At 34.7% G+C, this 20,550-nt stretch carries 16 protein-coding genes; 3 read left to right on the forward strand and 13 right to left on the reverse strand.

Going from position 1 to position 20,550, the window contains the following annotated elements; genetic code table 11:
• Nucleotides 1–61: 61 nt before the first annotated feature.
• The 4 genes from LPB89_RS07305 to LPB89_RS07320 form a co-directional block, all read right to left on the reverse strand.
• Nucleotides 62–1,519 carry an ice-binding family protein gene (locus LPB89_RS07305; protein WP_230701110.1) on the reverse strand — a complete coding sequence of 486 codons (1,458 nt, stop codon included), beginning with the start codon at nt 1,517–1,519 and terminating at the stop codon, nt 62–64.
• An 893-nt stretch (nt 1,520–2,412) separates the two neighbouring features.
• Nucleotides 2,413–2,955 (reverse strand): hypothetical protein, encoded by a 543-nt coding sequence (locus LPB89_RS07310; RefSeq protein ID WP_230701111.1) that lies wholly within the window; start codon nt 2,953–2,955, stop codon nt 2,413–2,415.
• Nucleotides 2,952–6,377, reverse strand: a complete 3,426-nt coding sequence (locus tag LPB89_RS07315; RefSeq protein WP_230701112.1) for a DUF6443 domain-containing protein — start codon at nt 6,375–6,377, stop codon at nt 2,952–2,954. Before LPB89_RS07315 ends, LPB89_RS07310 begins: the two co-directional genes overlap by 4 nt.
• Nucleotides 6,378–6,389: 12 nt before the next feature.
• Nucleotides 6,390–9,650, reverse strand: a complete 3,261-nt coding sequence (locus LPB89_RS07320; RefSeq protein WP_230701113.1) for a sugar-binding protein — start codon at nt 9,648–9,650, stop codon at nt 6,390–6,392.
• A gap of 311 nt (nt 9,651–9,961) precedes the next feature.
• Between LPB89_RS07320 and LPB89_RS07325 the strand changes: the two genes are divergently transcribed.
• Nucleotides 9,962–10,531, forward strand: a complete 570-nt coding sequence (locus LPB89_RS07325; RefSeq protein WP_230701114.1) for a hypothetical protein — start codon at nt 9,962–9,964, stop codon at nt 10,529–10,531.
• A gap of 408 nt (nt 10,532–10,939) precedes the next feature.
• Here the strand turns inward: LPB89_RS07325 and LPB89_RS07330 are convergent, their stop codons facing one another.
• From LPB89_RS07330 to LPB89_RS07370, 9 genes are all read right to left on the reverse strand, one after another.
• Nucleotides 10,940–11,872, reverse strand: coding sequence for a hypothetical protein (locus LPB89_RS07330; RefSeq protein WP_230701115.1), 933 nt, complete (start codon nt 11,870–11,872; stop codon nt 10,940–10,942).
• On the reverse strand, nt 11,869–13,056 hold the full coding sequence (locus LPB89_RS07335; protein ID WP_230701116.1) for a toll/interleukin-1 receptor domain-containing protein: 1,188 nt from the start codon (nt 13,054–13,056) through the stop codon (nt 11,869–11,871). Before LPB89_RS07335 ends, LPB89_RS07330 begins: the two co-directional genes overlap by 4 nt.
• On the reverse strand, nt 13,049–13,837 hold the full coding sequence (locus LPB89_RS07340) for a TIR domain-containing protein (protein ID WP_230701117.1): 789 nt from the start codon (nt 13,835–13,837) through the stop codon (nt 13,049–13,051). Before LPB89_RS07340 ends, LPB89_RS07335 begins: the two co-directional genes overlap by 8 nt.
• Nucleotides 13,838–13,853: 16 nt before the next feature.
• Complete coding sequence (locus LPB89_RS07345; protein ID WP_230701118.1) at nt 13,854–14,417, reverse strand: toll/interleukin-1 receptor domain-containing protein; 564 nt, start codon at nt 14,415–14,417, stop codon at nt 13,854–13,856.
• Between the two features lie 4 nt (nt 14,418–14,421).
• Nucleotides 14,422–15,036, reverse strand: a complete 615-nt coding sequence (locus LPB89_RS07350; RefSeq protein WP_230701119.1) for a hypothetical protein — start codon at nt 15,034–15,036, stop codon at nt 14,422–14,424.
• Entirely contained in the window at nt 15,036–15,527 is a 492-nt protein-coding gene (locus tag LPB89_RS07355; RefSeq protein ID WP_230701120.1) for a TIR domain-containing protein, read from the reverse strand. The genes LPB89_RS07350 and LPB89_RS07355 overlap by 1 nt, the downstream gene beginning before the upstream one ends.
• Before the next feature lie 13 nt (nt 15,528–15,540).
• Nucleotides 15,541–16,548: a nucleotide kinase domain-containing protein gene (locus LPB89_RS07360; RefSeq protein WP_230701121.1), complete on the reverse strand. Its 1,008-nt coding sequence runs from the start codon at nt 16,546–16,548 to the stop codon at nt 15,541–15,543.
• A gap of 21 nt (nt 16,549–16,569) precedes the next feature.
• Nucleotides 16,570–17,454, reverse strand: coding sequence for a nucleoside triphosphate pyrophosphohydrolase family protein (locus LPB89_RS07365; RefSeq protein ID WP_230701122.1), 885 nt, complete (start codon nt 17,452–17,454; stop codon nt 16,570–16,572).
• Nucleotides 17,455–17,829: 375 nt separating this feature from the next.
• Entirely contained in the window at nt 17,830–18,195 is a 366-nt protein-coding gene (locus tag LPB89_RS07370; RefSeq protein WP_230701123.1) for an XRE family transcriptional regulator, read from the reverse strand.
• On the opposite strand from LPB89_RS07370, the gene LPB89_RS07375 reads away from it, so the two are divergent.
• Together LPB89_RS07375 and LPB89_RS07380 are read left to right on the forward strand one after the other, a co-directional pair.
• Complete coding sequence (locus LPB89_RS07375; RefSeq protein WP_230701124.1) at nt 18,178–18,477, forward strand: hypothetical protein; 300 nt, start codon at nt 18,178–18,180, stop codon at nt 18,475–18,477. The genes LPB89_RS07370 and LPB89_RS07375 overlap by 18 nt on opposite strands.
• Nucleotides 18,478–18,748: 271 nt before the next feature.
• The gene (locus tag LPB89_RS07380) at nt 18,749–20,500 is read left to right on the forward strand and encodes an alkaline phosphatase (RefSeq protein WP_230701125.1); all 1,752 of its coding nucleotides are present in this window, start codon (nt 18,749–18,751) and stop codon (nt 20,498–20,500) included.
• Nucleotides 20,501–20,550 lie beyond the last annotated feature (50 nt).

Genomic DNA, 20,550 nt, shown 5'->3' on the forward strand with positions numbered 1-20,550 from the left:
CATTGTTTTTATTGAAAAAAAAATCCCGTCCGAAGACGGGATACTATTTAGTATATCTTATTTATGGGACGTTAACTGTCGTATTGACCATCGTAACAGAAGCTACCAGAGATATGGCTCTTCCGTTTAATACGGTTTGATTTGCATTTCCTGCAGTCGAAAAAGTAACACCTGAATTGGCGATAATAGTTCCTACCATCGTTCCTCCGCCGGCACTGTTGATCGTTGCTGCACTACCTACATACCAAAAAACGTTTTTAGGCAAAGCACCATTTTTCATTATGACACTTTTTGCACCTGTCGGTCCTGCAATTCCAACTGTAAGTCCGGAAGCAGTCTGAAAAATCCAGGTCGCATTCGGGTCGCCTTGTGCATCAAGCGTCAGGTCTCCATTGCTGATTTTAAAAGTACCACTTGCTGATTTATACACACCAGGAGCTAAAGTCAATCCGCCTAATTCTCCCGCATTCGGATCTGAACCACCCGGTTTTGCTGCCGGCGAAATACTTAAGTAAGCCGCATTTGCATCCAGTAACCCTTTTTGTGCAATTGCTAAGGAGGTAGCTGTTCCCGGAACCGGAGGTGCCGAAAATATATCACCCGTAACATTCCCGACATTTAGAGGCGTTTCGGTATACACCACAAGTCCATCATGAAATCCTGTAATCAGGGTTGAAGCAGCGGTTGTACCCAGGCTTCCGTTGTTGATTACGGTATTTAATCCCTGATTCGTAATTCCGGCGTTACCACCAAAAGCGCCAAACATAGCAGCAGAACCAAGATCTATCACTAAGGGTGCAGGAGGTAACAGCATGGTTGTAAAGTTCCATACATAGTCAGCAGCCAATGAAGTCCCGGCAGCACTTTTTGCCCCGGTTGTAATCGTGGCGGTGTAAATTTTTCCTAATACAAGTGAATTGGCTGGTTTAAACGAAGCCGTAGTGCCGGAGTACGAAACCGTACCCGCAATTGTTGCAGCACCCTGTTTAAGCGTAAAGGTAGTGGCATTGATGGAAGCAGCATCCATGAGGATACTAAAGTCAGCCGTTACCGTTTGATTTAAAGCAACATTCACAGCATTATTCAAAGGATCTGTGGCCGTTACGGCAGGTCTTAAAAGTGTCCCTGTCGAAAATACCCAAACATATTCAACCTGTAAAAAATTACCCATGACGTCTTTGGCCTTTGTGGTAATTCTGGCCGTATAACTGGTATTTTCTGCAAGTAAAACTGCCGGTTTGAAAGATGCAGTTCTTCCGGAGTAGGTAACCGCTCCTGCAAGAGGAGTCGTTCCGGTCACCGTAAACGAAGTTGAAGTAATAGAAGCCGGGTCCATTTCTTCGTTAAATGTTACCGTAATAACCTGTTCTAACGGAACGTTGATAGCATTACTAAGGGGAGTGGTAGACTCGACTACAGGACAGACTCCTTCGACTGCTTCGAAATCATCATTTTCGCATCCGGTAATAAATGCGAAACATACTATAGCAAATGCTACTATTAAAATTTTAATTTTCATTTTTTATGTTGTTTAAGAATTAGATTATTTGATGCAGTAAAGGTGATGTCTAATGGAACTTAAACATTATACAATTCTGACTAAGAGTTGTATGATTAACACTATTTTTTTTAATAAAATTAAGGAGATAAGAGGATATATTAGAAGAAAACAAGCGTAGAAGCGGCAGTACCAAAGAGATTTTTGTAAAGGCACTAGGTTGGATTGATATTTTCCTAAATAATTTGATGAAGTGACCGGTAGGGATTGATCAGAGCAGGAGCAAGGTTTTCCGGAAGGTGATACATTCCCCCCAGTGGAAAAAATCAAGTGTAAATGTTTTGGAATAATCAGATGTATTGAAATCTTAGCTGTAAATAATCTGTGATAGTTGTATTGGGTTTTCGACTGTACCCTTAAACAGGAAGCTAACGCAAGCGGGGGGAACCTGTATTGGGTCGCAGTGAAATATCTCTTTTTTAGTTCTGGAAAAAACGATTGTATTTCTAAATTTTTACTTGACTAAATTTAATAGTTCAAAATCTTCTTTTCAATAAAATTACCTTTTAGAAACTTATATTTTTCGATTTATTTTTCTTAATTACATCAAACAACTTAATTTCGTTATCATACTCATATTTTAATTGTTCAACCATTGACACTGAATAATAGGAACTAATCACTAACTTTAATCTGAACTCATCTTCTGGCAAATCATGATTTCTAGATAATAAATCCATTGCATTGAGTCGTATTAATTTTTTCTTGTTTGTCTGTACAATTAATAAAAATTAAACTAAGCAATATTTTTTTTAAGTATATCCATAATTACTATAAATGAAATTTTGTTTCGCTTTGTTTTTTCATAAGAAATCTTTTGAGAGCGAATTAATTATCCAACATAAATAAAGAAATTACAGGTTTTTATTTATCAAAACGTATTTTCCTGAATCATCATTTTGCATTACATAGTAATTATTCTTAAAAAAGAAAAACATAATACTTTGTTTCTGCTTTAGAGTTAACTTATTTAAGACATAATATTTATTTTTAGTATTGCTCTTTTCGCAATATGTATTTATTAAGTAGTCTAATCCCTTATTATTATAGTCATCTATTATTTTTTTATCTAACGTAAAATTAAAGTCAGAATTTTTAATTAGATCTGATTTTGATAACAAATCCTCATTTATTGCTTTAATTAAAAAACTATCAAAATCTTTATACCCTTTATAGTTTTGATTGTTGATATTATATAATTGCCGAATACTGGTTGAATAAATTGTATCATTTTTATCAATTAGAATTTTTAAAGACTCATTGGACAATGGTAGATTAAAATCTTGATCATTTGATAAATTTTCAATAAATTTTTTATTATTTAATAACTCTTTATTACATGAGTAGAATAAGAGGCTAAAAATAACAATTACTAATTTGTATTTAATTTTTTTCATCCTTTATTTTTTTTAACTTGTATATTGTTTGGCGGGTTTGCTAATTTTACAGGATCTATTGTTTCTCCTCCATAAGTGGTTCTATGTTTTTTTCCTAAAATATCATTAGCTCTATTCTCATTATTAACCGCTCTTATCTCAGCAGGATCTTTGGCATCATTTGTAGAAGAATTATCTTCCATATTTCCAATATCATGATCAAATTGATGTCTCATTTCGTGTGTTACTGTCAATAAAGGGTCTTTTCCTGTATCATTAAAATCAAATTCCGTTTGTGTATTTGCTGGAAATCCAAATAAAGATTTACTATCCTCTAAGCTTGTAACGGCATTTTCGTTGTTTCGACTTTGTTCTACATAATGTGTTTTATCACTTGTCTCTAAAGTATGCAGTTGATTCTTTAATACTACATCATTTGATTTTTCAATAGTCCTATAAGCTTTTAAAACTTGATTTAATGTGGCATTACCTTCTTTGGGATTATATCTTTCTCCTTTTCCTCCGTTGTGATAGAAGTTTCCATTTCGATATTTAAGTTGCTCTTTTACTGATTTATCACCATTTCGTATTAAAAATATAATCTCATTTGGAGCCATTCCATCAGGGTCAGTAAATCTCATTGGATTATCAAAAGTATAGTTATACGGTGACCATCTTCTCATTTGTTCAGCTAAGGGATCTATAGTCATCCATCTTCCAAGTGCAGGGTCGTAATTTCTAGCTCCATAGTCATAAAAGCCAAGCCCAAACTCATCCTGCAATTCCTTACCATTGTACTTATATTTTTGCCCCGGATTAGAGGAAGTAACCAAAGAATTATACCCCTTATGCGCTAACCCAAACGGATAATAATTGCTTTCCTCAATAATTTCGGTATTGTTTACAATACCATTATTATCCTTATCACTGTAACTCAATCTCACATTTCCCAAGTGATCTTTGTATTGATACACATATTCATAAGAACTTCCTGAAGGTTGTACATAGCCCTCTGCGGTGAGGAAAAAATCAAGTGTGAATGTTTTGGAATTCAACGCACTGTATTGAAATCCTCCCTGTAAATAATCGGTGATCGTTGTACTGGGTTTTCGAACTACGGTTCCCGCTTTAAAAACTATTTTTCCTGTTTTTTGACCACTTGCATTGTAAATGTACGCAATATGCCCGGTCGTACCAAAGGTTATCTTAGTGGGTAAGTTAAGATGGTTGTAGGTAATCGCTGTGATGTTTTTGTTCTTGTCGGTCGTCATATTTCCATTGGCATCATAGGTATAATCATTGCCTGTTTTGTTGAAATCATTAAAACCACCGCTATTGTTGCTGTTGTCTGCTACGTTGCCCAATTGGTTGGAGCTGGCCGCATAAGTATACATTAGATCGTCAATTCCTATGGGTTGTATTTGTGGGTCTGTGTCTCCATTTCGTTTCAGGGACAGAATATTTCCGTTTTTATCATAGGTTAAACTTTCATTATAGGCATTGGTCGTCAAACCGTTTTTCCCGTAAATGGCATTTTTCAACCGGTTTAGTTTATCGTATTGATAGCCGTAACGGCGCTCCATATTGTCAGATCCGGTTCTCCAGATTGTCTCGGAGATATTCCCGTTATACAATGCTGTAACTCCTGCAATATTTGCGGTTGGCGTATTATAACCGATCTTAAAGGTGAACAAATCCAGCGGATCCGTGCCTTGCTGCAGGTTAGCCGTTTTATTGATTTCTGTAAGCCAGCCTCTTATGTTGTAGCTGTAATCGATTTTCTGTAGTGGGACAGCACTAGTGTTTCCTGTTTTCTTGGTGATTAACTGTCCCAGTGCATCATAGCTATTATCGGCCATGAGCTGTACTTTTCCTCCGTTGACCTGATGGGTGTGGGTCAGCAACCGGTCCTGTGGCGAGTAGGTGAAATCTTCCCTTATTAGTACTTCCGTATCGGCCGAAGTGCGTTTGTGCCGGGTCAGGGTATACAGCGTTTTTCCGATAAAATCAATTTTATTGTCCGTAACGGTATAACCTCCCAGATGATTCAGTTGATAGGCTCGTATGGGTCTGGCTTTTTGGTCATAAAACGTAGTGCTTCCTTCACCCAGCATTTCGGCAGTGGTGGTCGGCACCCTGATCCATGTTCCCGTTGGCAGTGTTTTTAAGTTGGTTAAAACGCTCTGGCTTTCTATGAGGGCCGGCATCTTCTGGGCACCCGGGAAAACATAATCGTCGTAATAGTTTACGCTCAGTAATTTAAACGCAGTGGGCGCTATGGCATTGCTGTAATAGACAGTCACCCCGTCAATGGTTCCGGAGGTTTGTTTGGTTTCGAACAATACCGTGGCGGAGTTTTGCGCGTCCTGCAATGTTTTTCTGGTGGCAGAAGTACTGCTTACATTGTCCCAGCCGGTATAAAGGGGACGCCCAAAAACATCGTATTTGGTAATGAGCCATCCCGCTGAACTAAGATCCGAAAAAGGGGAATTCGCGGGTCCCGTGGCCACCACACGGTCTAATTTATCATAGACTATAAACTCCCATTGTTTGCCCGGCAGTTTTTTCTCGACCATACGGTTGCGGTAGTCGTATTTGTACTGATAGCATAAATTATTTAAGAGGGCTGTCGTGATGATACCCCCGGCTTTTGGCGGAATTACATACGTGAGATTGCCGTAGCTATCGTGTACATAATAGGTATCATGTCTGACACCTGCCTCATAGGTTCTTTTTAAGACCACCTGGCCTTCCTTGTTTTTAAATTCCACCGTTGATCCCGAAGTTTCCGTTGGATTGGCAGTGGTATTCTCATCATAGGTGATGGTTTTGTACAATTCTCCTGCTGCATAAGTCCCTGCATCCGAAAAGCTGATTTCGTATAAACCCGAAGCTGCCGTCCAGATGGCATTAGCTTTAAAGAGTCTGACTTCATTGGCAGCATTGATCTGATAGTCGATGTTGATGGTATGACCGGATTTTAAGCTCCAGTCGTCTCCCGGAGCAGCCTGTTTCAGGATACGGTTCAGGGGAGAGGCTTCCAATTGTTTCTCACTATACGGATTTGCATTGACCGCCCCGTAATGGGTTTTGTATTGTGCCGTTAAATCCGGTACCAGTGTGGCGGGATCGACATAGGCCGAATTGGTCTGGGAAGAAGCAAACGGAAGGTATTCTTTTACCTGTCTTCCAAAACCATCGTATTCTATTGGGGTTACAATGTCTTTTCCCGTAGCAGACTGTTGCACGGCAATTTGCTGAACCGGCCTTCCGAGTCCGTCAAAATAGGTTACATTTAGAGAGGCCTGAGCAGAGGTGGGAGTTGGTATTACCGTCGGACTTGCTGTTTTGTAGGTTACCGTTTTAATATAATTCTGGGTCTTGGTCTGGCCAATGACCATAACAGGAAATAAAACCAAAAGAAGTTTTATAAAGTTTTTCATGCTGTTTTCGGTTTAGGGTTTGTAGTTGTATTGATTCTCAGAAAGGATATTGCCGTTTTTGTCTTTTACGAATTCCAGCCTTCCGAAAGTATCATAGTTAAAAGTTGTAATATCTCCTTTAGGATCTGTAATGGTACTGACCCCGACAAGTGGAATATAAGTGTACGTACTCACCATAATAGTATCTGGCAATGCGGTTCTTAATGCATTTAAAGCTGTTATCAGATTCGCGTTAGTTCCGCTGTTCGAAAGATTTTGAAGGTCGGTTACATAAGAGGAAACCTGAGCGTAAGTTGCATTTTCTATTTTGGCAATAGGCTGCGTTTTATTATAGCCCCAGATAATAGTAACAGGCATACCGCTTTCCAGCGTATACTGAATGATATTGCCCATATCATCGTACTTATCATAAGTGATTTTTTTCTCCAGAGTATTGCCCGGAAGTGCATTGGGAAATTTGGCTGCATATATAAATTTTGGTAAAAGCAAATTTCCCGTTGTGGCATTTTTTGCATATTCTGTTTTTTGCTCAGATAATTTTATTGCACCTCTGAAAGTTTCTGTTTTCAGTAGTGTGTTTATTTTATTGTTGGCGATCATTTCCGATACAAACGGTTCACTTGCCATAACCGGATCCTGAGGGTAATAATATTTGGTTTCTAAAAAATCTCCAACTGAACTTTTTGTTTTTTGTACACTTAATTGCATATGAACAGGACTGTTGTAAACATAACTTGTAGTGGTCCTAATTGGGTTTGATCCCCCTGCGTCATATAAAACATTCTCTTTTGATTTTAAGTAATTCCAATAAGAACTATTTACATACTCTACTATTCCTAAATTGGATGTTTTTGTAGTATTTGATTCCTCATCATTATTATCTATTAATTGATGGTATTTCCGCACATTATAAGATTTCGATCTTTTTAGTTCTATAGTATCATATAGATTTGTAGTTATCTGTACATCATCTTTCTTACTGTTAAAAATGCTATTCTTTAAAAGAACGCCATTTGTCAGGATTCCATAATCTGTAGGAGCACTATATAATCTTAAATCGCCGCATATCTGATTATTTGAGTTTTTATGAATATAAAATTCATTCATTTCTCCTCCATTCAAAAAAGTATCATTACCATGAGATACAGTAACATATTGATACGAAACAGCTGAATTTCCATTGTCAAAAAGAGACGTAAGGCTGCTTGAAGTTATATTAATATAAGTTCTTAGCTGGCCTGATGGCATACCACCTCCGCTACTGGTAGTTGGACATTCCAGACGTTCCCTTGATTCATCCAGATAAAGAGGTGAGGTTCCGGGAAGTCCGGATGATTTCGTGAGATCATCTTTTTGCGCATAATAGTAGCGTTTATAAACAGGAAGTGAAGTTTTAGATGCACTCTCCGTAGTACTTTTAATTCTAACACCTCCTGAAATTAAATTTGCAGCAACAGTTAAGGCAGCAGATGGCAAATAATTAAAATCCAGACCTGAACTTGTACAAGGTCTCAGCTCGCTTCTTGTAGAAGCCCCTAGTAAACTTAGTGAAATGGTATAGGTTTGATTTGCTTTTGCAAGTAAAATAAAATCGGTTACATTACCAGGGTTAAAATCTGCTGAAGCAATTTTGTAAAGCTCTCCGTAGCTATTTCTTTGTGATAAATCTTCGTACTTTCCCGTGGTCAGGTTTTTAACCGCTACAGTAGCTCTCGTCCTTCCCAGATAATCGGGACCACATTCGTATTCATCATAACTAATAGCACCCCGCAAAATTATTTCCTGATCATTTAGAGTTGTGATGGTAATCTCCTGACTAATTGGACCCGTCCTGTTAATAAATAGTCTTTCCGCTTTTAATTGAGGAGTAATTTCCTTACTTCCGTAATAATCATTTGATTCGTATTCAAATTGTGTATATCCTTTTGTAGGATATATGATTTTACTAAGCAGACCTGTTTGTCCATAATCTCCATTCGGTTCCTTATCTGCACCGTCATAATTAATATTGTCTAAATCTAATCCTGTTTTATTGGGAACTAATTGATTATTTATCTTGCCGTTATAATATCCCCAATGATCCTGACTTAAAGATAATCTTGAGGGAAAATTATTTCGATTGATATATTCAAATTGATAATTTTTACCTAAATCATTAAATTGAATTTTATCCAGAAAAACTCTTTTATTTGCGGTGGTTGTATAAGTGAATTTTACCTTTTCAATTTCTTTTATATTATCTGTTGTTATGGCAATTTCTTTTATTTTTTGATTTCCTGCTTCTACATCCTCACTATTGTTTTCAAAGTATCGAAAAGTTATTTCCCCATTTTTACTATTATTACTATTGATAGACTGTATTGCTTTTCCTGTTATACTCATACGATGTTCCCTAATAGCACTAAGATTAATACCTCCTGCCTCTACAGTACCAGTACAAGTAGCCTGAATTCTTGGAAATTGCATTTTAAGTGTTTGTGATTTAGAAGAGATAAAATGATCTTCTTTGTCTATATATGTAAGATAAACTTCATCTCCTTTTGGATGTACTATTTTAGATAAATACCATGCAGAAATAGAAGCTTTCGTAGTAGGATTGCCATAGCTCTCTTTAAAAAATTTCGTATATTCAATCTGATCAAAATAATATTTAATACCATCTGGTGCGGTTACTATAAAGGTGAAATATCCATTACGAACTTGTTTCTCGATTTTGATATTTTGAGCAGGCATCAACTGCGGAGTGCCATCATGATCATATATAAATTTGCCTGAATAACTACCGAAATTAAAACTGTATAAATCAGCTTCACTATCTGTACGATCCTCTTCTCCGATATATTTAAAAAAAGCTATTCTTTGATTTAATGTAGCATTAGGTGGTAATGGTACAAAAGCTTCTAATCTATCTTCATCAGGTAAATCCCTTATAATCCGTGTTATGACACCGCCAAAACTTAAGTTCCATCCCTGCCCGACATTAGATGATATTTCATCTACCTTAATTCCATTATTAGAATAAAACATGGTTATAGGAACCTCAATATTTACAGTTTTATACGTATAAATTGGTATAGTAATATTCTGCGATCCTGTAAACATTCCAATAGGTACATTTCCATAATTTCCTAATTGATAAGCACCCGGTGAAGGCGGAATTATGTTAGGTAAAAAAGTATTTGAATTTTTTTCTGATTGACCAGCTGTTTTTATGGAAATAAGAAGAATACAAAACAAAAATGTAAGAGTCGTTTTTAAAGTTAGTTTACACATATATTATTTTTTTAGTTTTCTTTTTTATGTTTAATCTGTTTTAATAGATAATTTCTTCTGTACTGGTTTAAATCAACAAGAACTTTTCGCCCTCTAATGCTATAGTATGTTTTGTGATACATCCATTATTCAGGTAGATAATCAAGTAAGAATAACATTACATTATGCAAATATAGTATAAATTTAAAAAGTAAGAATAGTACTCAATAAATTAGATAATTATAGTTAAAAATAGTAAGAAAAATAATATATTATAGCAAAATACTTCTATATTTGCCACTTTAACAATAAATATTTAATACTAGTAAGTCATGGCAGAAAGTAAAAACAACATCATCACTCACGGATTGAGTGGGAAAGTAGGCGACATCATTGTATTTAGCCAGAGAGGCAGTAAAACAATCGTTTCAAAAGCGCCAAAAGACCGCGTCGGAGAACCGACAGAAAAACAAAAGAAGCACATTGCGAAATTTCAGGAAGCTACTATCTATGCCAAAGCAGCCTTACAGGAAGCAACTACCAAGGCCATCTATGAAAAAGGGGCGAAACCTGAAAAAAACATTAGTGCCTATAATGTAGCGGTAGCCGATATGCTGGGCGCTCCGAAAATAGAAGAAATTGATCTCTCCCAGTACAAAGGCAAAAAAGGAGATACGATCAGTGTAAAAGTAACCGACGACTTTAAAGTGGTGGCTGTAAAAGTAATTATAGAAAATGTCGACGGGACACTGGTAGAAGAAGGAAACGCCAAAATAAGTGCCAATGGTCTCGATTGGATCTATACGGCTACTAAAGAAAATGACGATTTAACCGGTGATAAAATCACCATTCAGGCTACAGATTTACCTGACAATTTGACCGAAAAGGAGCAAAAGCTCTAAAAATCCCAAACGGAGTTTCCGTATAGGAGTGACGGAGCGGTGACGGACAAACGACGTAAAAAAACGCAATGTCAAACTGGCAGAATTACCGTTAAAATCGGGATTTGTCGTTCTGCTTCACGATCACTTTTAGGATGCGTTTTTCTTTTGAGGAAGGTTAAAGGAGGGATTTATAAAAAGAGTTCAAAAAGAAAAACCTTGTACAAGAGTAATATCTGGTATCAGGTTCTTTTGTTTTAATCGATGCGCTTTGTGAATCATTGTTGCGGGTGAGAAGTTAGGAGACGTTCGCACAGCGTATGCGATACATTTAGTATTTGTTAGAACTCTTCTCAGAGCGGGAGAAATTGAATAAACAGTAAGTAATTTTTAAAATTTCAAATTTCATAATGGTTGTTTAATTTTGTTCTAAAGTTTTTTTAAGCCTTTCATTAATAAGTATAATATTTGATGGATATTCTTGCTTGAAAATAATATCTCGTTTTCCTCAATACTAAGTCCATTGAGTTCCGAAATTTTCTTTACATCAAATTTTGATAATTCTGTTTTTAATAGATCAAAATCTGTATAGTCGCATTTAGAATTGACATAATTTTTAAATTCTCTTAGAAATTCAGTTTTGTATTGGAAATCATTAGTTAACTCTTCAACCACATTACCTTTAATAAGATTTATTAGTTTTTCTGTCGCGCCACCAAATCCTCCGACTAAAAAGAGGGGCTTATTTTCTTTTAAGGTATAAAGAGCTTCTTCAATAACGCCAGGTATATATCCTAAATAATTTGTAGATTTTCCTCCAACTAAAATTCTGGCAGAACAATCTTTAGCCATTTGAATTCTCATTTCTTTGAAACATTCGCAAAATGAATATCGATCTTCTATACAATTGGCAGGTTTATATTCTTTTTGTTCATCAATTGAAACAGTTTTTGGAACTGAAATTTCTTTTATTTTAATTTGTTTTGAATGAAAATCTATCCTAACATCACGTGTTAAACGTTTAGTATTAGGAAACACAAAATAGTTAACAAACTTAAAATTTTTGTCATTTGTCTTTTTATATTGGTTCGAAAGTTCTGAAAAATAATAAGTGAAACCATTTTCTCTTAGGTCACCACCATATAAAGCTGTTCCGTCATTAGCGATAATATATCTTGCAATTTCAATTGAAATATCATTCAAATGTTGTTCAGAAAGTCCTATTTTTTCTAAATCTTCATTTATTGATACTGAAATGGCAATTTTTTTATTATTTAATATTTTTGATTTTTTAGATTGTTTTTTTTCTTGTGATATTAAATCGGAGTCTACACCTGAAATATCTATTTTATTTTTTTTCATAAGTTCAAATTAATAGGAGTTGTAAATTCTACATCTTCATCTAATTCATTTAAAATGTTGAGTTCTTCTAATCCTAATGGAGGATCAGGATACAGTATAATTAAATTTTTACCCCCTAGATCTTCTTTATATTTCTTTATATCTAAAAAGTTAAATAACTCAGGAGGAGAAGTTATAACTTTAATTTCATTATAATCATTCGATCCCATATTTGAATACCGTTCTAAAAGTCTATTCTGATATAAGTTATTTAGAACCTGATATAATGTTAAATTTACAATTTTATAAAACCCTATGATCTCTTTCTTACCGATAACAGTTGTTGGCATATTTCCTAAATACGGAAATGCTCTTTTTTCGCCAATTAAAATATTATGGACAACTACTATTGGAGATTTATGTTTCTTTGCAATTAATATTTCACGTCGGCACCATTCTCTATTAGAATATTCGTCTGTATGAAAGACTACCAGAGCTGAGTGCTTAATTTCTTGCTCAAATTGTTCTGCAAAATCATATCCATTTGCAATATCAACAGTATCAAAAAACACATCAAGTTTAAGATTGTTCTCGATAAACTGTTTAAATCTGATTGTGGTAGTTTCGCCATCTTTTTTAGCATGACTTAAAAATAACTTGACAGGAGAACCTATTCTATGATGTTCTTTATCCTTTTGTTTAGGATGAAAATTTAAAATAAGTCTAGAACAATCGTGTAATAATTCTGTTTTAATTTTTTTAATAGACTTTTCTAAATCTTTTTTATCTTGAAGATTTAAATTTTTATCAAAAAACTTTGTTGCATCAGTAAATTGAAGAGTACTTAGGCCGCAGCCTATAGAATAAGCTTTGTTACAAAGTGAGATAGGAAATATTCTATTGTCATCATCGATTTTCTTGGAAAGCTCTTCAGTATATAAGCGAAAATCTTCGTCCAAAATATACTCCTCATCTATAAGTAACAGGATTGCGTTCTTTTCTGCATTGGATAAATCTATTTCTAAAGGTTTATTATCTTCTAGTTTTGCATATCGAAAATAAACAGGAATGCCAATCCCTCTTGATAGAGGGTTTTGATAATCTCGACAAAATGTAGAATACAGTTCTTCTGCAATTTTTTTTCCAGCTTTAAAATTAGGATGCCAAACTAAATATATATTTAGTGGATATTTAATATTATTCATTGGTGTTTTTTGTCATTTGTATTGATGTATTATCTATATTATCTGAATGTGTATTTCTTTTTTCAAATGCCAGTTCAATATATTCTTGCATTTTTGTTCTGTCATCTGTCCAATCCCTTATAACTGCATATTCTGATCTGAAATTGTCTGCCAATCTAGCTGGCATTAAATTATAAGTAGCCTTATCTGTACCAAAATCAGGATGATCGGGTAATATTAAGCCTAATAATCCAGAATATTTATCTCCAACTTTATAATTCAAAGCCCCAGATATTTCCCAATCAATATGTTTCCGATGTTTTGTATTTTGACCGATCAAAACTACCAGAACAGTTGTGTCTGCCAGATAACCTTTTTGAATTAACTGTTTAATATATCCATCTGAATTGTCCGAATCTATATCTCCATCTTCGACAGATTTGTGGGTTATTAAATCGGCAAATAAATTCTTGAATTTCTCCTTGTATTCTTGATCTTCATAATGATAATAACTTATAAATGTCTTTCTTTTGCATAGTTCTTTGGGAAGCTTTGCAGTCCAACTAAACCCACCATTAGTTTTGCGATAAAATATGCAAATCCTATACCAGCCTCCAATTTTTCTTTCGGCACAGCAAAAAGTTTTTCCTTTATTAACTTGTTCTACCAACCACTGACGATTCTTAAGCATTGCTTCACCTATATATTCTTCAAAATCATCGTGGACTATAACTCTGTCAATTGAATTTCCTTTTTCGTTAAAGGATATTTTTGTGATGACATAATCTTCCCATTTAGCCATAATATTTTATCTTAAATTAATTGTATGGATCATTTATGAGATTATCCATTACTCCCGAAAGGGGATTTGTATAGTTTCCGTAATCACTCATCATTTTTGTTTCAAGTAGGATTTCTTTATCAATTTTTGAGATTCTACTAATCAGATTGTTTAAATCATAAATATCTCTAACAATAGAAGCAGACCTTGCATACTCAGGCAATCCTCCTTTAGGAATTCCTTTTAGGCATAACACAAATAATTCTGTTTTATCATAACCGTAACCTATTTCAAAAGGCACCCAACTAGAATATAATGTATTGGGAGAAACTAATACGAGCATATGAGAACTGTTGTTTATCCCTTTTCTGATTGAGTCAGTAACAGCTTTAGCGTTATTAGATTGATGATGAATTCTCAAATCTCCGTCATAGGCGTCAAAATAAACATCAATACCCGTCTTTATCAAATAATCTGCAATCTTTTTTGCTGCATCCTTATCTTTTTGTTGATGTGATATAAATACACATTTTATTCCCAAAGACAAGACCTTATTTCTGGAGTCATATTTTGTTGGGTAATAGTATCGGTTTAATGCCATTTAACTAAAATAATTTTGTCTGTTGATAGTCTTTCCAATGAATTGGTGTGCCATTTATTCCTAAATCGTATTTAATTGTTATCATCTTAATCAGATCTTCTGCTAATGGCTCATTTCTAATTGTTATATAATCTCTGTGACGAGTTCCAGGACAAATCTCCAGATATTTATCTGGAACTTTCCATGCATTCATCCCCAGATATAAAAAGTAATTAGATATTAAAACATATTCACCGCTTAGATCTTGTTTAAGGTTCCCTTCATTGATTTTTCCATCATATAAACTATGATGAGAATCTAACTGAATCCACTCATCATTTTCATTGTGATAAATATTATCTCCATGTATTTGTTTTAAGCTGCCATTCAAAACAGGCTTTTTATAACTGAATCTTTCATCTTCCCAATATTCTTGAAAAGTTAATTTTTCAGTTACTTTCATTAGAAAAATCAAATGATTTAGCAATTTATTTTCAACAGCTCCTGTTCCAATAATCCAATCTCCGACAATTGCTTTTTTTCTTATATGAGGTTTACAACAAGCTAATGTACAATACTCTCCGAATGGATTTGGAGCAAAACCATAATCACGAGTAATTTTGTATGCATAAATACTCATTATTGACAACCAATTCTTTTAACATTATTCACGGGTGTTCTAGGAGATCCATTTGAACTACACCACCCAACATCTTTGCCTTCTAAAGCATCAATTATTTTTTCAGAATTCCAGCCAACTAGACCGTCACCAAATTTTTCCAGATTTTCAGGGATATCTGAATCTTTACCCCCATGCATGAATACACCAACAATTCTTTTTCCTAGTTTAGCAGCTTGTTCAATTTCCCAATTCACCCATTCTCTCGAATGAGTCTGTGAACCAATTAATACAACAACTGTTCCTGCCCAACGCATTTTCATTGTCAAAAGTCGTTTCAAAGTCTGTTCAGGAATTTGTTTTTTATCTAACCTATCTTGATTTTTGGGATTAGCTCTTATAGAACTATTTCTAATACCATATTCTTTACCAGCCAATAACTTTGTAAAATTTGTAACAGAATCATCATCTTTATGATGATGACTTATAAAAACATTTTTTGATGTACTCATAGTTTATAAGACTTTAAATTAGATTGTTAATCTTCCATTTTGGAGGGAAGAAATAAATAATTTGTTCTTTCTTCTCTATTTTAAATTTCTGTTTTATACGTGTTCGATTTGAAACTCCCACTATTTCAGGATGAAACACTCTAGAATATTTATCTACTTCACAAAAAACATTTTGACAATCAATTAATTGCAGATTTCGGCCTCCTAAATTCTGAAACTTTACTCCTAATCTTTCAAATTCTATTTCTTGATTGTCTGCCATCATTTTTATAATATCTTCATAATTATAATCGCCAAGACTTATAAAGCATTTGGTAATACCATCTTTTGCTCCTGGTCCAGCTTTTACAAATTCCATTTCACTAAAATTAATGAGATTACTATAATTGAGATCAATAGTATACTGATAGGCTAAAAACTCACCTACAGTAGGATAAGATAATAATAGCTCATATACGTCTTTCATAGATTTACATTGTTGAAGTTTATGAGGAAGTTTATCATTTATCATCTTTTCTATTAGTAATAAATGATTTTGATGCTTTCTTTCTTTTCCAAAAACAGATTTTCCTGATGCCATTATGTAAGCAGGAGAATATATAGGTTCTTTATTTTTCAGTACTTCTAGCAGTAATTTATCATATGCCTTGTAGGAAAAATTTTTAAATGAGATTTCTCCTAACTCTTCTTGAAGAAATTCCCATGTGGAAATTCTATTAAAAATTTTGAATAAAATAATACGAAAAAATAATTCATCGGGTTCCTGGCTACCGTTGTATATAATATCTCGTATCAAATATTGACTTACTCTATCAGTAGCACGATATACATTAGTAAATTTGTAATTGTTGAGAATATCATCATTTGACCAAGGATATTCGGTATTATTAATTCGCTTAAAAAAAATATCTTGTCTCTTTGAGATGAATTCCCAATAAGTATTGTATACAACACTGGGTTTAGGCTCTATTTTTTTTATTAAGAATGAGACATTTTTAGAATTATTTTTTTTTTCTATCATTATTAATTTTTAATTCGAACATTAGTTTTTACCTAAATAAGTTAGCTTTTTATTTTTAATGCTGACTAGAACTCGACCTCCTTTATTATTTTTCAATTCATCAAAAACCTTATAAGAATTTATAATTGCTGTTTCCCACTGTTTTTGTGTACAGTTTTCTACTTCAATACCGCTAACTAGCTTTTTAATTGTTTTTAAAACTTCAGTATCTACATTGTTACTATATTTAAACAACTGATGATCTACAGCGTAATTATAAATATATAAGCTAACCAATTCCTCTGTGATAGCTGCTCTAGCACCATCTTCTACCTCATCTGTAGCATTATCACTTTTTCTTTTTATTTCCATTAATTTTCTTATCACAGGTGACCATCCTAGATAGGCAACATAACCTAGATGAAATATATCGTGAAATCGGTATTCGTCTTTCTTGTGAGAATTATCTGTAATATCATCTCCTAGTTGCTTTTTAGTAGTATTATTAATGATCCTTACTTTTTCCTTTCCTGCTTCATTAACAATCTTAAACTCTACTTCAAATTCTCTCGGAAATTGTTCTGATTTAGGGTATTTTTCATCATAAACGATAAAGTTTTCTGGTTGCTCCGAATCAAAACGGTCTTTAATTTTTTTTAGATTGTCTTTAGCTACTTCTTCTAGATTTAGATTATTTTCAGTAGCTATTGTAGATATATACCAAAGAACGTCGCCCAGTTCTTCTTTTAGCTTATTTGTATAGTTTATATATGCATTCCCATCTCTTAAGTTCTTTTTCAATTCTGTAATAACAGATCCAGCTTCACCTATAAGTCCCAAAAAGGGGACTATATTATTAACTTCTTTTCCTTTCACATAATCTTGGATAGTATTTTTAGCTTGGTTTTGATATTCTGAAAATAGCATACTTCATGTAGTTAGTTAATAATTGTGTTTAAACAAATATATTTAAATAGTATTTTTCTCTATTACGTAAAACCGTAATCATAAAAAATATTATTTTTTAATAATCTTGAAATTTAGATTTTTACATCTCAAAAATACAACTATATAGAAACTCTAGATAAGTATAAATACCTGTTTTTAAAAAGATTTTATTGATCGCAATTTTTTAGTTTGGGAAATAGTAGAGTAAAAGAGTTACATTATCATAAATATACAACCAAGCTATACCATAGCTATGCAAATGTTTCCTGATTTAGCAACTGTAAAATAATTTTCTAAAACAAAAAAAGAGACTCTAAAGTCTCTTTATAGAATTAATACATCTTCTATAAATAATTATCTATTAATCAATTTTTCAAGCTTCACCATCATTTCATCTTTCTCTTTCAGCATACGCTCGTATAATGCAATCTTTTCTTCATGTATTTGTACAATTTTATCAATCGGATTAATAGTAGAACTGACATGTCCAGAATTGTTACCAACTGCTATTGCTCCTTCATGAAAAGTGTTAGCAATAATATTTATCGCCTGCTCTTCATCAAAGTTCTGAAACGCTTCCACAGGAATTTTTAAGGCGTGTGAGATTTGATCCAGTATATCGTTTTCAATAACCTCTTTTTGCTCCAGCATCGAGATTTTCTTCTGATTCCAGTCATTTCCGAGATCAAAAGCCAAGGCTTCTTGTTTGATGCCCAACATTTCCCTGAAGCGTTTTACGTTTCTTCCCTGACGAAGGAAGAATACGAGAATCCTTTTAGGGTATTTCAAAAAGCATTTGAGGAAAAAACGGCTGAAGAATTTGAATTCTTTCTACGGGAGATCGTCCGCCTGTCCTTGTCTCCGCAAGCCGAAGATGCTGACGCTGACCTGACGATATGCTATATACATGTCATTAAAATGCTCGATGCCGCAGAAATTATCAGAGAAAGGGGAGTGGAGAAAATCAGGAACAGGGATCAGATGGCTCCTGTAACGGCCTAAAATATTCGGGATCACAACTTTAAAATACGATAGCATAAAAACGATGTAAAGATAGCCGGTTTTCATTACGAAAATCGGCTATTCCTTTTTAGCGCCCTCCGGATCATTGCCTTTTCAGTTGTTGTTTTTCTCTTAAAGTACGTTTAAAGATCGTAAACTGATACTAATTTATTATAGTAAATAGATTGTTAATATTAACAAAATATAATAGTAAAAATGCCGTAACCTGAGTGATAAGATTAAGTTGTTTTTTTGGTATAAAAATTTTTTTATGGAAAATAACAATGATTTAGGCAGAAGAAGGTTTCTTAGAAATTCATTACTGGCTGCCGGAGGAATATTCATCGCACCCCTTATTGAAAGCTGCAGTGACGATGATAAACCGGATAACAGCGGTGCGCCCGACGGACTGAAAAATGAAGGGTTTGAGACCGGAGTAGCCAGTTTTGACCCGACGGAAACCGGAGTGATTATCTGGACACGATATTCGGCAGGCTCAGATGCCGAAATTACCTGGGAGATCAGTAAGGATGCCGGATTTTCTGAAGTGATAAGAAAAGGGCAGGCGGGAGCATCATCTGCGAATGATTTTACCATAGCGGTAGATGTTCAGAATATTGCGTCGAATACCAAATATTATTACAGATTTTACAATGCCAAAACCAAACAGGTCACTGTTACCGGAGAAACACGCACGCTGCCGTCTAAGACAGATGTGGTAAATGAGGTAAAAATGGCCGTTGTTTCCTGTTCTAATTTTCCGGCAGGTCTTTTTAATGTGTATGGAGCGATTGCTGCTTCCGATGCCGATGTAGTGGTGCATCTTGGCGATTATATTTACGAATATGCACCGGGACAGTACGGCACCAATCCTTTTACCAACCCGCTGGGTAGGGAACATAAACCCGCCAGGGAGATTATCAGCCTGAGTGATTACAGAGAGCGATACCGACAATACAGAGGAGATAAAAATCTTCAGCTTCTTCATCAGAAAAAACCTTTTATATGTGTCTGGGATGACCATGAGTTTGCCAACGACACTTATAAATCCGGTGCAGAAAACCACCAGCCGTCCGAAGGAGATTTTCAGATGCGAAAAATGGCTGCTTTTCAGGCCTACAGCGAATATATTCCGCTTAAAACAGGAAAGGATCTTAGAGTTTACAGAAGTTTTAATTTTGGTAACATTCTTTCGCTTTATATGATGGATACCAGAGTAATTGCAAGGGATAAGCAGATGAGCTATGCGGATTATATTGATAATGCCGGAAATTTTGACCAGACAAAATTCAGAACGGATCTGTTAAGCACCAGCAGAAAATTAATCGGAAGCGAACAAATGACCTGGCTGGGATCACAGATCAGTGCAGATACTGCCAAATGGAAAGTATTGGGCCAGCAGATCCTGATGACAAAAATGCTGATTCCTGCCGAGCTGCTGTTGCTTTTGAACCAGGTTCTGGCAGAAGTGGACTATTATGGGAGTGCACAGCCGGCCACCATGCAGGCGCTTACTGGTGCCATCTCTCAGCTTGTGGTGATTAAAATGAGACATCAGCAAAATGATCCTTCCTTAACGCCTCAGGAAATTGCGAGAGTTACGACAACCTTGCCGTATAATCTGGATGCCTGGGATGGTTATTTTGCAGAAAGGGAACAATTGTATGCAATGCTTTCCGGAAAAAATGTGGTGGTTTTGGCAGGAGATACGCATAATGCCTGGATGGGTAAACTTACTGATATGCAGGGAAAATTTATAGGGACTGAAATAGCCTGCAGTTCTGTTTCATCACCTGGACTGGAAGCCTATCTGGGCATTACGGCAGACCCGGCAAAAGCGGTAGAATTAGCACAGGCATTTACGGTACTGATCGATGATTTAGAATATGCTAATTTGTATAAACGAGGCTATACGTATCTTAAATTTACAGCATCCGGTTCTGAAGCGGAATGGCGATTTGTAGACAGTGTAACCACTGAAACGACCACTACTGTTACAGAAAAAAAATACACTATAGCTTAGTTAATCAGGCAGGGATTGAAATTTTTTCAGTAATGCCCAAATACTAAGTA

The organism is Flavobacterium sp. ENC, from assembly GCF_020991415.1.
Classification (GTDB): Bacteria; Bacteroidota; Bacteroidia; order Flavobacteriales; family Flavobacteriaceae; genus Flavobacterium.

Excerpts from the sequence above, each read along its gene's own strand:
- LPB89_RS07355 (WP_230701120.1), bottom strand. The coding sequence starts at position 15,527 with ATGAGTACATCAAAAAATGTTTTTATAAGTCATCATCATAAAGATGAT.
- LPB89_RS07330 (WP_230701115.1), bottom strand. The coding sequence starts at position 11,872 with ATGAAAAAAAATAAAATAGATATTTCAGGTGTAGACTCCGATTTAATA.
- LPB89_RS07340 (WP_230701117.1), bottom strand. The coding sequence starts at position 13,837 with ATGGCTAAATGGGAAGATTATGTCATCACAAAAATATCCTTTAACGAA.
- LPB89_RS07350 (WP_230701119.1), bottom strand. The coding sequence starts at position 15,036 with ATGAGTATTTATGCATACAAAATTACTCGTGATTATGGTTTTGCTCCA.
- LPB89_RS07335 (WP_230701116.1), bottom strand. The coding sequence starts at position 13,056 with ATGAATAATATTAAATATCCACTAAATATATATTTAGTTTGGCATCCT.
- LPB89_RS07320 (WP_230701113.1), bottom strand. The coding sequence starts at position 9,650 with ATGTGTAAACTAACTTTAAAAACGACTCTTACATTTTTGTTTTGTATT.
- LPB89_RS07370 (WP_230701123.1), bottom strand. The coding sequence starts at position 18,195 with ATGTTGGGCATCAAACAAGAAGCCTTGGCTTTTGATCTCGGAAATGAC.
- LPB89_RS07310 (WP_230701111.1), bottom strand. The coding sequence starts at position 2,955 with ATGAAAAAAATTAAATACAAATTAGTAATTGTTATTTTTAGCCTCTTA.
- LPB89_RS07325 (WP_230701114.1), top strand. The coding sequence starts at position 9,962 with ATGGCAGAAAGTAAAAACAACATCATCACTCACGGATTGAGTGGGAAA.
- LPB89_RS07365 (WP_230701122.1), bottom strand. The coding sequence starts at position 17,454 with ATGCTATTTTCAGAATATCAAAACCAAGCTAAAAATACTATCCAAGAT.
- LPB89_RS07360 (WP_230701121.1), bottom strand. The coding sequence starts at position 16,548 with ATGATAGAAAAAAAAAATAATTCTAAAAATGTCTCATTCTTAATAAAA.
- LPB89_RS07380 (WP_230701125.1), top strand. The coding sequence starts at position 18,749 with ATGGAAAATAACAATGATTTAGGCAGAAGAAGGTTTCTTAGAAATTCA.
- LPB89_RS07305 (WP_230701110.1), bottom strand. The coding sequence starts at position 1,519 with ATGAAAATTAAAATTTTAATAGTAGCATTTGCTATAGTATGTTTCGCA.
- LPB89_RS07345 (WP_230701118.1), bottom strand. The coding sequence starts at position 14,417 with ATGGCATTAAACCGATACTATTACCCAACAAAATATGACTCCAGAAAT.
- LPB89_RS07315 (WP_230701112.1), bottom strand. The coding sequence starts at position 6,377 with ATGAAAAACTTTATAAAACTTCTTTTGGTTTTATTTCCTGTTATGGTC.